6 protein-coding genes, 7 tRNA genes and 1 pseudogene are annotated in these 14,474 nt (G+C 48.2%); 4 read left to right on the top strand and 10 right to left on the bottom strand.

Annotated elements, in window-relative coordinates; genetic code table 11:
• Nucleotides 1–1,032, top strand: a pseudogene (locus NF212_RS06935) (recombinase family protein); the annotation flags it as partial.
• A gap of 525 nt (nucleotides 1,033–1,557) precedes the next feature.
• Here NF212_RS06935 and NF212_RS06930 read toward each other — a convergent pair.
• Nucleotides 1,558–1,648, bottom strand: a tRNA-Ser gene (locus NF212_RS06930).
• Nucleotides 1,649–1,879: 231 nt separating this feature from the next.
• On the opposite strand from NF212_RS06930, the gene NF212_RS06925 reads away from it, so the two are divergent.
• Both NF212_RS06925 and NF212_RS06920 read left to right on the top strand, forming a co-directional pair.
• Nucleotides 1,880–2,794: a DMT family transporter gene (locus NF212_RS06925; protein ID WP_434360051.1), complete on the top strand. Its 915-nt coding sequence runs from the start codon at nucleotides 1,880–1,882 to the stop codon at nucleotides 2,792–2,794.
• Nucleotides 2,795–2,917: 123 nt separating this feature from the next.
• On the top strand, nucleotides 2,918–4,195 hold the full coding sequence (locus tag NF212_RS06920) for a rhodanese-like domain-containing protein (protein ID WP_434360049.1): 1,278 nt from the start codon (nucleotides 2,918–2,920) through the stop codon (nucleotides 4,193–4,195).
• A 693-nt stretch (nucleotides 4,196–4,888) separates the two neighbouring features.
• Here NF212_RS06920 and NF212_RS06915 read toward each other — a convergent pair.
• The 7 genes from NF212_RS06915 to NF212_RS06885 form a co-directional block, all read right to left on the bottom strand.
• Nucleotides 4,889–4,965 (bottom strand) — tRNA-Met (locus NF212_RS06915).
• Nucleotides 4,966–5,005: 40 nt separating this feature from the next.
• Nucleotides 5,006–5,081, bottom strand: a tRNA-Gly gene (locus tag NF212_RS06910).
• Between the two features lie 3 nt (nucleotides 5,082–5,084).
• Nucleotides 5,085–5,161, bottom strand: a tRNA-Met gene (locus NF212_RS06905).
• 40 nt (nucleotides 5,162–5,201) lie between these two features.
• A tRNA-Gly gene (locus tag NF212_RS06900) sits at nucleotides 5,202–5,277 on the bottom strand.
• A gap of 91 nt (nucleotides 5,278–5,368) precedes the next feature.
• Nucleotides 5,369–5,445, bottom strand: a tRNA-Met gene (locus NF212_RS06895).
• A gap of 11 nt (nucleotides 5,446–5,456) precedes the next feature.
• A tRNA-Cys gene (locus tag NF212_RS06890) sits at nucleotides 5,457–5,530 on the bottom strand.
• 169 nt (nucleotides 5,531–5,699) lie between these two features.
• Nucleotides 5,700–6,302 (bottom strand): alpha-ketoglutarate-dependent dioxygenase AlkB family protein, encoded by a 603-nt coding sequence (locus NF212_RS06885; protein WP_434360844.1) that lies wholly within the window; start codon nucleotides 6,300–6,302, stop codon nucleotides 5,700–5,702.
• 400 nt (nucleotides 6,303–6,702) lie between these two features.
• Between NF212_RS06885 and NF212_RS06880 the strand changes: the two genes are divergently transcribed.
• On the top strand, nucleotides 6,703–7,746 hold the full coding sequence (locus NF212_RS06880) for an ABC transporter substrate-binding protein (RefSeq protein ID WP_434360047.1): 1,044 nt from the start codon (nucleotides 6,703–6,705) through the stop codon (nucleotides 7,744–7,746).
• 51 nt (nucleotides 7,747–7,797) lie between these two features.
• Here the strand turns inward: NF212_RS06880 and NF212_RS06875 are convergent, their stop codons facing one another.
• On the bottom strand, nucleotides 7,798–8,697 hold the full coding sequence (locus NF212_RS06875; protein ID WP_434360045.1) for an SMP-30/gluconolactonase/LRE family protein: 900 nt from the start codon (nucleotides 8,695–8,697) through the stop codon (nucleotides 7,798–7,800).
• 73 nt (nucleotides 8,698–8,770) lie between these two features.
• Nucleotides 8,771–14,215 carry an NPCBM/NEW2 domain-containing protein gene (locus tag NF212_RS06870; protein WP_434360043.1) on the bottom strand — a complete coding sequence of 1,815 codons (5,445 nt, stop codon included), beginning with the start codon at nucleotides 14,213–14,215 and terminating at the stop codon, nucleotides 8,771–8,773.
• Nucleotides 14,216–14,474: the final 259 nt, after the last annotated feature.

Below are 14,474 nucleotides of genomic sequence, written 5' to 3'. Positions count from 1 at the left end.
ATGAAATATGTGGCGTACCTACGAATTTCTTCATACAATCAAAAAGAGAAAGGCGATTCAATTGATGGACAAAGAAAATCTATAACCACATGGGTCACTGAACGAGGAGGCAATATAATTAAATGGTACATAGATGATGGTGTTAGTGCATATAAAGGTAAGAGGAATAATTTTGACCTAATGCTACAAGAACTTGAAAATGATATCGTTAAAGTAGACGGATTAATAGTCTATTCTCTATCGCGTTTCAGTAGAAATTTATTGAATCAATTAGAAGCTACCAAGGTATTACAGAGGAAAAAAATACGTCTGATTTCTGCAACAGAAGCTTTGCCCGAAAGCTATGAAGACAGCTATGTAATGTCTTCAATCCTAGGCCTGATGAACGAACATTCAAGTATGCAAAATGGCAAGGTAGTTCGAGATAGGTTGAGGGATACAGCGTTAAAACAATATTTCACAGGTGGGCCAATTCCGTTTGGTTATCACTCTGTTACAGTCTCTGGTGTGACGTCTAAGTCTAGGAAAAAGCTACAGATACTACAAGAAGAAGCTGAATTAGTAATAGAAATATTCCATCTATCTGAAAAAGGAGTTAATGGTAAACCACTTGGAGTAAAATCTATTGCTGAGATGTTGAACAAAAAAAAATCTTTTCGAAGAGGCGCAAAGTGGAACCGTAACTCTGTATGTAGAATTTTGAATAATAGATCTTATATTGGAGAGTTCATTTATAACTCTAGTGATAGTGAGCCTATTGTAGTTAATATACCAAGTATTATATCTAAGGAACAGTTTCATAATGTTCAAGAGGGATTAAAATCGCGAGATATATTTGCAGATGAGTCAAGAAGAATTAGGTCTAAGTGTTTATTAACTGGATTATTAAAGTGCGGTGTTTGCGGTGCAAGTATGGTTGTTACAAGCGGTAAAACTGGCAAGTACAGTTATTACCAATGCAGCAAACAGGTTAGACATGCGCCAGACTCGTGCACCTCTAAAAGAATAAGAAGAGATAAAGTAGAACTTTTAGTAAAGGATAGATTTATTAATGAATTATTGACAGAGGCTCACCTGAGATCCATTTGTTATCAGGCGAAGCAACGCCTTAAGGAGACTAGTAAACTGTTGTCGTTTGAAAAAACAAAGCTTTCCAAAAAAATAAACAATTTAGAAATGCGTCACAGCCGTCTAATCACTATGATTGCCGACGGAGACTTAGAACCAGATGCAAGAATCAATAAAACTATAACAGATCTATCTACTCAATTAGATATTCTTGAGGCTGAAATGGCTAAATTAACAGTGAAAATAAACCTTCCAGTGAGAAACTTTGGTGAAGCGAGGTTAGTAGAGGTCGCCGCAGCCTTACAGGGGTACTTGCAACAGATAGATAATGAGGCATTGAAGCAGCTCATGCTTGCTACAGTTATGAGTGTAAAGGTGGTAGACGCAGCAAAAAAGCTGATATTCGAAGGATCTAATATGGCTGTTTTATACTTAATTGCAAACGCAAAAACGGGAACCGACTTCTCGGCTCCCGTTTTCATCACAAAGTGGCGGAGGGATAGGGATTTGAACCCTAGATACGCTATTAACGTATGCCGGTTTTCAAGACCGGTGCTTTCAACCGCTCAGCCATCCCTCCTAACGCGGTGAATCATAGCTCCTCCCTTGCGTTAAGGCAACTGAAATCATTATAAATTGCGTTCAACTGCTTTCATTTGCTTCGAATTGCATGTAAATCAAGCGAAACGGCGAATCATTACACATCAGGAATACAAGGTGTCCTACTAATTTAATGTAATTGGACTTCCGATTTCGTCCGGAGTGCCTGTCAGAATTCAGGCAAACTTGGCGCAAAGCGAGGAGATTGATAATGGATACTGCAAGTCTGCGCCAGTTACTGTTTCTGTCTGCCATTTGGGGGGCATCTTTTCTTTTTATGCGAATAGGGGCACCTGCATTGGGGCCAGCTATTTTGATTGAACTACGGTTGTTTTCAGCCGCGCTGTTTCTGGTCGCAGTGGCACTTTACTTGCGAAAGAAATTGCCACTTCGGGAACATTGGCCACACTTTCTTGTTCTGGGCTTCTTCAATTCTGCCCTTCCGTTTCTGCTTTTCGCTTTTGCTGCACAGACTGTTTCAGCGTCTCTTATGGCAATTCTCAATGCTACCTCCCCTATTTGGGGTGCTTTAATATCTTCGGCAAGGAGGCCGGGCACTTTGACGGCAAAAATGATCCTTGGTCTGTGTCTTGGCGTATTTGGCGTCAGTGTATTGGTAGGATTTGATGCAATTACATTGGAACCTGGAGCCGGAGTTGCATTGGCTGCATGTATAGGAGCTGCTTTTTCCTACGGTATTGCCGCCAATTACGCATCATTCAGGCAGGCCTCTAATGATTCCAGCAAGTCTCAGCTATCCTCATTTGATAATGCCCACGGAAGTATGTGGGCGGCTTCATTGATGGTGTTGCCGTTGGCTTTGATGTCATCTGCCCCCTCGCAAATCACCATCGAACTCTCTGCGTCTGTCATCACACTCGGGGTGGTGTGTACCGGCTTTGCCTACCTGATTTATTTCAGGCTAATGGAAGACATTGGCGCTGCCTCTGCACTGACCGTCACCTTTCTGGTTCCTGTCTTTGGTGTTTTCTGGGGATGGCTGGTATTGAACGAAATTGTAGGCTGGCACACGCTGGCAGGGACTGTTATTGTCATAACCGGTACGGCATTGGTAACAAACTTTTCACCAAGCCGGTTATTTGTAAGGCAAATAAAGAATTCGTGAGGCCGGGTAAATCAACTTTTGCTTTAAATCATCATCAACTATTCATGGTTTCTATTATAATGTCAGCACCTTATTTGAGCCCCGCTATTGAACCGGGGACGCCATTGGATGTTTATTTTCCCTATGTTAAAGCAACTTCTTGCCTGTTCACTTATGGTGATCAGCATGTCCGCTAATGCCTCTACCTTTTCAGATTTTCTTGCACAGCAACAGTCCCCCTATCAGGTTATCGACAGCCGTGACAGTAACGCCTTCAATGGATGGGCTGGGACACCAGCGGAATCTTCCGGCCATATTCAGGGAGCCGTAAACATTGATGCAAGTTGGTTAAAAACACTACCTGGGCAGTCATTTAGCACTCTTCTGAAAGATAACAGCCTAGATAAACATTTGCCCACTTGGATTTATGGCAGTAAGACGGGCAATAAAATACTGGCAAGTTCACTAAAAAAAGCAGGTTTCGAGGAAATCCACACCATAGATCAGCCAGTCAATGCGTATCCCAAACCGCTCATCCATCTTGCGCGCTATCAACAGTTGGTACCAGCTTGGTGGATTAAAGACCTAAATGATGGCAAAAGTACGGAAAACAAGCCTCGAAATGGCTATAAAGTCGTAGAAGTGGCCTGGGGACCACCAACTAAATATCTCGCGTCTCATATTCCCGGGGCTCTTTACCTCAATACCAATGACATTGAAGAGGAACCACTCTGGAACCATGTCAGTGACAAAGACCTGAAACATGTTATTGAAAATCTTGGGATCACCTCTGATACCACAGTGATCTTGTACGGGCGCAATAACCTCGCCGCAGCCCGTGCTGCAGTACTGATGATGTACGCAGGGGTAAAAGATGTACGTTTGCTTAATGGCGGATGGAAGGCTTGGATGAATGCCGGTTACCCGGTGGAATCATTCATGAACGAAGCTGAACCTGTAACGTTTGATGAAAAAATACCCGCCAAACCTGACCTCATTATTAATATGCAGGAAGCACGCAAATACGCCAACGACCCGAGTACACATTCACTGGTCAGTGTACGGACCATGGATGAGTACACCGGTAAAACCAGTGGCTATGATTATATTCCATCCAAAGGACGGATCCCTGGCTCTAAATGGGGTCATGCCGGCGCTGGCTCTAACGATATTAACGATTACCTGAATCCGGACGGGACAATGAAATCCCCTGCACTCATAGAGCAGTTTTGGAAAAAGTGGGGAATTTTACCTTCACAGAAAACTGCTTTTTACTGCGGTACCGGATGGCGGGCATCAGAAGCTCTGTTTTATGCTTATGTAATGGGTTGGGACAATCTCAGTCTGTTTGACGGTGGGTGGTATGAATGGAGTGAGGACAAATCAAACCCGATTGAAACCGGACCAGTTCAGCACCCCTAAATTGCAATTCTTTGAAATCGCGGCTTAAAGGCCGCGATTTTTTTATCAGGAATTGAAGACATAAAAATTGGATAAATCCCTTGGTCAGTCAGAATGAACAATGAACCAGTCCGATTGGCATCACAAGACTTCTTCCTTCGCAGGAACAACACCCTTCCCGTTCGGTGTCGTTCTTTTCCTGATCCCCCTAAGACTAGCTACCAATTTCATCCTTAAAAGAGCGACAAATACAGAGTCTGTCGATTTTTGATGTTGGTTGCAGCAGTTGAATTCTGGCCCAGAAAACCCTTCCAAAATCCTGATGGCTACGAAAATACAATCCCAAGATGCAGAAACGCCCTGACGATGTTAATCATCAGGGCGTTCAGAATGTGGCTGCGGAGCTGGATTTAACTGCCAGCCACGCTGCAATGGCCTGAGGGTTATAAATACATAAACCGCATATGTAGAAAAGCCCTGACAACTGGGTTATCAGGGATTTCAGAAAGTGGTTGCGGGAGCAGGATTTAACTGCCAGCCACGCTGCAAAGGCCTGAGGGTTATGAATATAAAAACCTCAGATGCAGAAAAGCCCTGATGGCGTTAATCATCAGGGCTTTCAAAATGTGGTTGCGGGAGCAGGATTTAACTGCCAGCCACGCTGCAACGGCCTGAGGGTTATGAATAACACACCACTCAAGTCGATGTGGAAAGTGGTTGCGGGAGCAGGATTTGAACCTACGACCTTCGGGTTATGAGCCCGACGAGCTACCAAGCTGCTCCATCCCGCGTCCGGATGTCATCGATAAAGCTCGATGAAAGCTATCAATTTGGAGCGACACACGAGGTTCGAACTCGTGACCTCAACCTTGGCAAGGTTGCGCTCTACCAACTGAGCTAGTGTCGCAAGTGGTTGCGGGAGCTGGATTTGAACCAACGACCTTCGGGTTATGAGCCCGACGAGCTACCAAGCTGCTCCATCCCGCGTCCGGATGTCATCGATAAAGCTCGATGAAAGCTGTCAATTTGGAGCGACACACGAGGTTCGAACTCGTGACCTCAACCTTGGCAAGGTTGCGCTCTACCAACTGAGCTAGTGTCGCAAATGGTTGCGGGAGCAGGATTTAACTGCCAGCCACGCTGCAACGGCCTGAGGGTTATGAATAACACTACCACTCAAATCGATGTGGAAAGTGGTTGCGGGAGCTGGATTTGAACCAACGACCTTCGGGTTATGAGCCCGACGAGCTACCAAGCTGCTCCATCCCGCGACTGAAGAGAATGGAGGCGCGTCCCGGAGTCGAACCGAGGTCCACGGATTTGCAATCCGCTGCATAGCCACTCTGCCAACGCGCCTTTGTTTCTTTCTCTTTCGCTCCGTTGCTCTGAAGAAGTTCCCCATCGCCCCGGTACGCTGCGCATTCTACGGATTAACGTGATCGAGTCAACACTGTTTTGCAAAATACCGAATCGTTCGAACGCAAATTAGTCAAAATAAATAATAAAACGCCAGATGGGTTGCAAATCAATCAGCTTTTCGTTTGATATTACGAAATGTCAGGTTTATCCGTGGGGAATGAACCCGCTTGGTTTTCGGTAATGCATGCTTCCAGAACTGTTGTGTTTTCCCTGCCATCACTAAAAGATCCCCATGTGACAGCGAAAAGTCTATCTTTTTACCGGTAATGTCATGTTTGAAGGAAAACTTGCGGGTTGCCCCTAAGCTGACTGAGGCAACAACCGGTTGCTGACCAAGTTCTGCTTCATTGTCTTTGTGCCATCCCATGTAGTCTTCCCCACTACGATACAAATTTGCCAAAACACTGTTGAACTGAAATCCGCACGCATCTTCGCAGCGCTCTTTCAGCGCCCTTAATATAAGAGGGGTTGTTTTTGCTTCTAGTGAAAGTCCTGAATAGCTATAGGGCTCATCCCCATACCAATCCATCAACCGGGGTTGGTCAACCAGTTTTCCAAACATCCACACAGGAAGCTGTCGCCAGTTTAGCGAAGTAGATAAAGTGTCAAACAGAGCATCTGCCTCCGGCCCTGCAATAAAGCCTGGATGCCAAAGCAGAAGACCATCATCAATCTCTATCCAGTGGTGGGAATGGTTAAACAAATCCATTGTCATTATCCAAACACCCCAAAGACGCAGTTTTTTGTTCCAACAAGGCTGACTTTAAAATATGCATTATGGACAGGGATGATTACAACCTTCCAGACCGCGCAATGAGTTATAGCCAAACGACTTCATTACACTTTGTCAGGCGGGTTTGCCGAATGAGGAATGACCTGCCAGGAAAGCTTCCATTTCGAGACAGAAAACGGGCGACGCACAGAAGATAATGTCAATTACCATCTCACAAAAAACAGATCTTCATCACTATATATCGCACCATTTCCAGTGGAAAATGCTAATGAAAATCAGTGATATAAAATAATATAGATATCATTTGATTTGATGAGATTTTACTCTATTATGCGCATTCTTTCGCTTCGGCACACTATTACTTAAGGCGAGGTTAATGGAGAAAATGTTTAAAGGGGTAGCGGTAACTGCTGTTGCACTGGCTGCAACAGTTTCAATGACTGCATCCGCTTCAGATAAGGTGTTGAATCTGTACAACTGGGCTGAATATATGCCCATGGAAGTGATTAAAAACTTTGAAAAAGAGTATGACGTCACAGTCAATTACTCATCGTTTGACAGCAATGAAGCCCTATACACCAAGCTGAAACTGCTCAACAGCAGCGGCTATGACTTGGCTTTTGCATCTACGTATTTCATCGATCGTATGGCTAAAGCAGATATGCTTGCCAAGATCGACCATAGTAAGATCCCAAATCTGAAGGACATTTATCCTTCACTGTTAAATCAGCCGTTTGATCCGAAAAACGATTATTCCCTGCCTTATGTCTGGGGTGTAACCGGCATCAGCTACAACGGCGAGATGGTAGACGCCAGCAAGGTAGCCAAATGGAGTGACCTGTGGCGCGAAGAGTTTGTTGGCCAGGTAATGCTGTTGGATGATGTGCGCGACGTGTTTGGCATGGCGCTCAAGTCTCTGGGTTACAGTATCAATACAACCAATGAAGCTGAAATCAAAGAAGCCTTCGAAAAGCTGGTTGCCCTGAAGCCGAACGTCGTTGTTTACAACTCTGATGCACCGCACGTTCCTTTTGTTACCGGCGAAGTATCTGTTGGCCAGCAGTGGAATGGCAACGCATATACTGCCCGTCAGGAAATGGACAGCATTGGCTTCGTTTATCCGGAAGAAGGTTCAATCCTGTGGATGGACAACTTCATTATTCCTAAGAATGCGGAAAACAAAGACCTGGCCCATAAGTTCATCGACTTTATGTACCGCCCTGAAAACCAGGCTGCCATGGTTGAAGAGCTTGGCTACCCAGCACCAAGCAAGCGTGCCAAAGAACACCTTAGTGAAGAGGTTCGCAATGACACCATGATCTTCCCAACTGAAGAAGATATGGCGAAAGGTGAATTCACCAACGATGTGGGTCCCGCTGTTGCTATTTACGATAAGTACTGGCAACAACTGAAAAGCTGATTTACACGGAAAGAAAGCCGCGCTCAGTCGCGGCTTTTTTATCCGCTCAGATTACTGATCCATCCCAAATACATTATCTGCAACACCGGAAATGGAGCTGTCTATCCTCAATGTCTGGCCAGAAAGAGGCTGTGCATGCTTCTCTTCATCAGACATTTCGTAATTCCCGCTTGTTACGTATAAGTCCCGTAACTCAGACCCACCAAAGGTACAACGCGTAGCGTGTTTTACTGGTAACTTCAGTTTTTGCACGTTGTCCCCTTGGGGATTCCAGATACTGATTAACCCGGCGTCCCAATGGCAAACATAGAGATTTCCCTCAGAATCCGTTTTCAGTCCGTCTGGGTAACCCTCTTGCTCCGGCAGTTCCAGGAACACCTCTTTCGAGCGAACGGTTCGAAAATCCGCTTCAAGTTGATAAACGAAAACCTGTCGTTTAAACATATTGGTGATATATACCCGACGCCTGTCCTTATCAAAACTGATGCCGTTAGACACAGAAAAGCCCACATCCAACTTCTCGATTTTCAGCGTATTCCTGTGCAGGATAAATATCTCGCCATCCGGCGCTTCCAAATCAGCACCATTCATTGATCCGAACCATAGATCACCGGCAGGGCTGACAGTACAGTCATTCAGGCGTAAATCTGATGGATTTGAAACCGGGTTTCCAAGTGACAGTAAAGCGCCAAACCTCTTGTCACAATGGTATAGCCCGTTTTTGCATACCAATATCCATCCGTTGACACCGGAACTGGCTATCGCACTGACAGGCACCGGCAGTGCGAACTCGACAATATCAGGGTTCGCGGACTCCCGGATTTTCGCCAGATACACGCGCTTTCCTTCAGCATCCACCCAAACCAATTCCCCATCATGGAACAACGGCGATTCCCCAATTACGGCAGAAGTGGCGTGAAGCACCTCCATTGAGGCAGTCGAAATGGTCATCCTTTTCCTCATTTAATGCGTACATAAAAGAAAAGCAGGCGGTTTCCCGCCTGCTTTGATTGGGTTCTACAAATTAAAGAGCTCGCCGGAATTTGGCATCAGCCCAGTCAGCATGATCATGGCCGACACCATCTCCGGCACTTTCGACTGAAAGTGTCAGTTGGGTTGCATTGCTGGGTACAGCAACGGAAACTTGTGTCGCACCATCAGCACCACCGATCGTACCACTGCGGTAGACTTCTGAACCGCCTACACTGACCACAAAGACCACCGTTCCCTGGCTGCCGACTTCGTCATCGATACCGATATCCGCCGTAAACAGGTCGTAGGTACCGGCAGCGAAGTCGTAGACAACGCTGGATACCGCATGTACACCCAGGCCTTTAGTGTAGATCTGCCCGCCGATGGTTATCGTGTTACCATCGGTTGCACCTTGTTCACCATTGGAGCGGTCTTTTTCGATGGGTCCCCAACCATTGGTTGAAGAGCTCTCGGAAAGATCGCTGGCATAGTCGTACTGGCGAGTAGTACCACCAGAACCGCCGGTCCCTACCCGGAACTTGGCATCCGCCCAATCTGCATGGTCATGGCCGATACCGTCACCGGCTCCGGTGACTTCCAGCTTCAACTCAGTGGCAGATGCCGGGATAGATACGATCACACTCTCCGCACCGTCAGCACCGCGAATGACACCGCTCTGGTATGCCTCTACACCGTCGATAAAGACTTTGAAGATGACCGAACCGGCGTCTCCCACTTCATCATCAATACCGATAGCAGACGTAAACTGGTCGTAAGACCCGGCAGTAAACTGGTACACCACCTCGGAAGTGGCATGCACACCCAGACCTTTATCAAAGGTATTGCCGGCAATGGTCAGCGTACCTCCGTCATTGTCCCCCTGTTCACCATTAGAACGGTCTTTCTCAATGCTGCCCCAACCGTTGGTGGAGGAAACTTCGGTAAGGTCACTGGCATAAACATACTGCGTTGTGCCCGAACCAGGGTTAACTGTACGGAACAGGCTGCCGTCACCCGGATCTTCCGGATGCTGCCAGTTGGTTCCTCCATTCGGGTCAAATGCAAAGCCAATACCGGATGTCGGGCCACTACCACCATTTCCATTACTGATCCGCAGCTCAAAGGCGTGCCAGCCCGGAGACAGGTTCAGGTTGCCCGTCGACTGGATGTCATCCCAGATATCGCTGGAAAGCACCAGTTCGCCATCAATCCACAATCGGGTTTTGTCATCAATATACTCACGGAACGAAATGTTACCGTCAGCATCATAGATGTAACCGGTGTAGATCTCAGTGGTATAGCCCCCAATTGCATCCTCGGTTTCGCTGAGGTTTGTAGTCACTGAGGTTTTAGGGTTGGCATCAGTAATATTGATGTTGCCACTTACCTCACCGTAATAAAGACCCGGCTGGTTGGTACCGGCAGACTTCACTCGCAACTTCGCATCGGCCCAGTCTGCATGGTCATGGCCTACACCATCTCCACCATCTTTCACCACCAGCTTGAGCGAGCTGTTTGAAGATGTCAGCGGCAGAATAACGGCATCGGCAGGACCACTTCCTCGCAATACACTGCTTTGGTAGCTGAGGGCATCATCTATATAGACTTCAAACACAACCGAGCCAGAATCACCAGTCTCATCATCCACACCAATAATGGCACTGAACTGGTCGTAGTCTTTCCCGGTCAGGCTGTACACCACTTCGGAATACGCATGGACACCCAAGCCTTTTTCATAGCTGGTACCGTCAATACGGATGGTCGATCCGTCGCCTGTACCCTGCTCACCATTACTCTGGTCTTTCTCAACCGGTCCCCACTGATTGGTTGAAGAAATTTCAGTAAGGTCGCTCAGATAGTCATAAGACGGAGCCGGTGGCGGTGCTGGGGCAACAATTTCAGGCCCTTCATATTCGATTTGCTCCAGGTAAGCCACCAGTTGGGCGCGTTCAGTCGCGTTACTGACGGTATGCTGGGAACCGGTCTGAAGAACAACATCCAGGGTTGCCGCCTGCCCGTTGTGGAAATACGGCGCAGAATCCACCAGCCCAATCAGGGTTGGGGTATCAAAGCCAACACCACCCAGCGGCTGGGAAATTCCCTGGCCGGAGGAGGACTGGATGGTGCCGACATCGTGGCGCAAGGTATCCGTGTAGAAATCACCGGAGTGGCAACCTGCACAGCCTTTCTGGGTAAACAGAGCAGCACCAGCCTGTGCATCTGTAGTCAGCGTGCCGTTCTGGTTTCGTTTCGGGCTGCGCGGGTATTCCGTCAGGCTCGACACGTAGAACGAGAGGTTGTCCAGATCATCACTGATACCTGCTTTCGAATTACCGAGAGGATCTTTGACATTATCAAACAGCGGATCAGGGATGAAGCCGCGACCGCCGAAACCAAAGCGGATATCGTTCTCGAAGTCATGGATTTCATCAAAGTTCGCTGTCCAGTGGACACGTCCGTTACCCATACCGGCGCGCCCCAGCAGCGCTATGGTATTACGCAGGCCTTCACCACGGTCAGTAAAGTCCCATACCCGGCCGTCAGAATCGCCTCCGGCGTGACAGCTGGCACAAGACAAGTATCCGTCCTGGGTCATGCGGGCATCCGCTGCGTTGTGGAAGATTTGCTTACCTGCCAGCACCCGAGGGTGCAGCTTTTCATTGGCGACTGTAGACGTTTCAGCAAGGCGCTGGATGTCACCGCCGTTTTGCTCAAAGTCAGACACGTCGAACACTGAGATGCTGCGAGACAGGAAACCGTGTACAAACAGTTTGTCTCCGGAGCGAACCAGGCCAATGGGAGCCTGACCCACTTCAACCAGCTCATTCACCCGGTTGCGGCTGTATGCATCACGGATTTCAACGCTGTTTTGCCCTTCAATGGCTGTATAGGTGTAATCACCCAGCGTACTGAAGGCCACCGCTTTAGGTTGTGCCCGGTTATCCATATCAAGCTGGTTAGCCGGGATTTCCTGCCCGGTTTGCAAGTTGATCTGGGACAGAATCGCCCTAACCGTTGTTTCAAAGGTGATTGCCCGGTTCTCGTTAAAGGCACCGCGGTCAACATTGGTTTTGTTGGACGGCACCCAGGCAGTACGGCCATCTGGCGAAATGGTGACCGAATTCAGGTAGTTTGGCAAACCCCGGCTGCGATCCGGGCCGTCAATCGTGGTCGTGTCTTTTGCCAGATTGATGGTGTCACTAACCGTCATAGTGCCGATATCGACCTCGATAACCTCAGCATGGGTCTGTGGTGATATAAAGCGCGTCACCAGTGCTACACCAGAATCGCTGTCAATGGCAAGGCCACGGGCTGAATGTCCCACTGTTACCCGATCAAGGATCGCCCCGTTGGTCGGGTTCAACTTGAGCAATTCCCCGGTTGCCTGAAGCGTAACATAGGCGGCTGAGCCATCCGGTGCAAACGCAATGCCGTGAGGCTGGGAAGCCCTTGGCAGAGAAATATCAGACAGACGTGTGCCGGTTGGTGACAATACTGAAATTGCATCTCCATCCTGAGCGGTTGCCCAGATATTGCCATTTGGAGCAACTGCAACAGTACGAGGGCGCTCAGCAACTTTGGTTTCCCAAAGCTTGCCATAAGGCGCATTGGCAGAAATCGCCGTGACGGTGTCGTTGTCCTCGTTCACTGACACGACCCGGCTACCGGCAACTACGATAGATGAGGCAGATACCGGCGCTGTCGACGTGACGGGATAATGGGCCGTTACATCAGATGGCTGGGTAGTCTTGAAGCCGGATTCACGGATCGTGACGATCGGCGTCCAGTGGCCTGGAGTGGTGTAGGTATGACTGGCCGAACTGTTGGTACTGAACGCAGTCGGTGTGCTGCCGTCACCAAAGTCCCAGGAATACTCAATGGTTCCGTTATTAATCGGGCTGGATGAGGCTGAAACCCCAAAGCTCTGCCCAACTTGCACTGTGTTGGGTACGCTTGAGGAAACAGTATGCCCAGCTGTATCACCGGTTGAAAATGACCAGGTGTACTCCGGCATTGCGTTCCCGGCAAAGTCCTTAATCCCATTCAAAGTAACCGAGTAAATGCCGTCAGCGTCAAACTGGGAATCCGGCGTGAAATGGACAAAGCCAAGGTTCACACTATAGGTACCACTGACCGGCGTCGAACTTCCGATTTTTGTCACTTTGAATGTATTGCTGTTCACCGAATCCATCAGCACGCTGTCTGACAACGCAACACCAACACGGGAAGTTCTTGCCTGATGGGTAGCAGTGCTTCCAGGCATTGTCCGCACGACCTGCGGTGGCGTATTGTCTGGCGAAGTCTGGCGTGCAATCAGCCCACTGCCGCTGCCGTGGTCGTTACCCACCCAAACGGTATTACCAAAGGCAAAGACCTGGCCGTGGTCGGTATTCGAACTAGTAGCATCCAGTGAGCCTGTACCATCAATTGAAATATTGTTCAGATCACCAACATCCAGAACCGAAATATCGTCCTGGTTGCCAAGGAACAATTTGTCATCCTGGACATTACAGTACAGGTTTACAAAGCCGCTCTCGCTATCACTGAGCAATGCCATTGGGTTGGAGGTGGTGTCATAAATACGCAGGCTGTCTCCTGCAGAACGCGCCCCGAAATAGGCTTTGGTTCCGTCCCAACAGGAGGAGTAATAGCGTTCAGGCAAGCGGGAAACCGTTTTAACCAGCAAAGGGGTCAACGGATCATCGATATTGAGGATCGAAAAGCCTGCTGTGGTTTCCATGCTGGAAAGGTAGAGCTCGTTACCCAGCGCGAATACCGGTCCAACGTTGAAGCCGCCTAATTGGCTGGTCGGGACAGTTTTTTCAACGTATGGATTACTGACATCAGAGGTGTTGACGATAGTAAGCCCCGCATTACCACGGGAGACATACAGGTAAGGAGCCTGCCAGAAAAGCTGCCAGGAAACGTTGTTATAGTCCCCGAAATTCACCCCGGAAATGGCGAGCTTACTGACCTGGATGGGGTTATTTACATCTGACCAGTCCCAGATCTCTATACCCTTGCCGGTCTGGATGGCAATGTGGTTGTTTTCGCCCAACCCGAAAGAGTGTGGTTCGCGAAACTCTGCAGTCCGGAGACCGTCACCGGTCCGGTGGGCATTACTGGTATCCGGCTCGTAGACCATCTTAACGAGCTGGAGGTTACGTGGATTGGAGGCATCAAGGGCTATCCAGCCGCCGGGACCGCCCCCGCTGTCCGGTGCAAATACGCCAATCATATAACCATTTAACATGGTCATGACATTCACACCGAAGTGCTTTCTTCCCGGGTAATCCGGTGGAAGAAGCCCGGTGGTATCGTCCACCGACGGGGTTGAAACCTGGGTAAATACTTCCGACGACGAATACTGCAAATTGCCCAAACCTGGGCCCTGTGCAGCCATTGTCCCACCTGCTCCTAACGTACATGTCAGGGCGCTTGCTATAAGAGGAATGATTCGCCGTTGGTTAAACCGGCGAATAAAACTATGTTCCATATTTTTATCCTCATTGAGTGATGTACTGCAACAACATCCCCCCTGGTCAGGACATTGCCTCCTGTAACTCAATCCTTTTATACTGTCGAACCGAAGTACTTCGTGTGAAAGATGCACCGGTCACCACGGGTCAAAAGCAAGTTTCCTTGGAACAGACGTTATGTTTGAAAGCAAAAGTTCTCTGGAAATTGTTGTTCTTGTTGTCTGCGTACATTTCCAATTTGGTCACCAAATTGCGTTGCAATATGTTAGTTCTACC

The organism is Parasalinivibrio latis (genome assembly GCF_036825535.1).
Classification (GTDB): domain Bacteria; phylum Pseudomonadota; class Gammaproteobacteria; order Enterobacterales; family Vibrionaceae; genus Parasalinivibrio; species Parasalinivibrio latis.
Note: the sequence above shows the minus strand (reverse complement) of the source record. Positions and strands in the feature narration are given on the sequence as shown.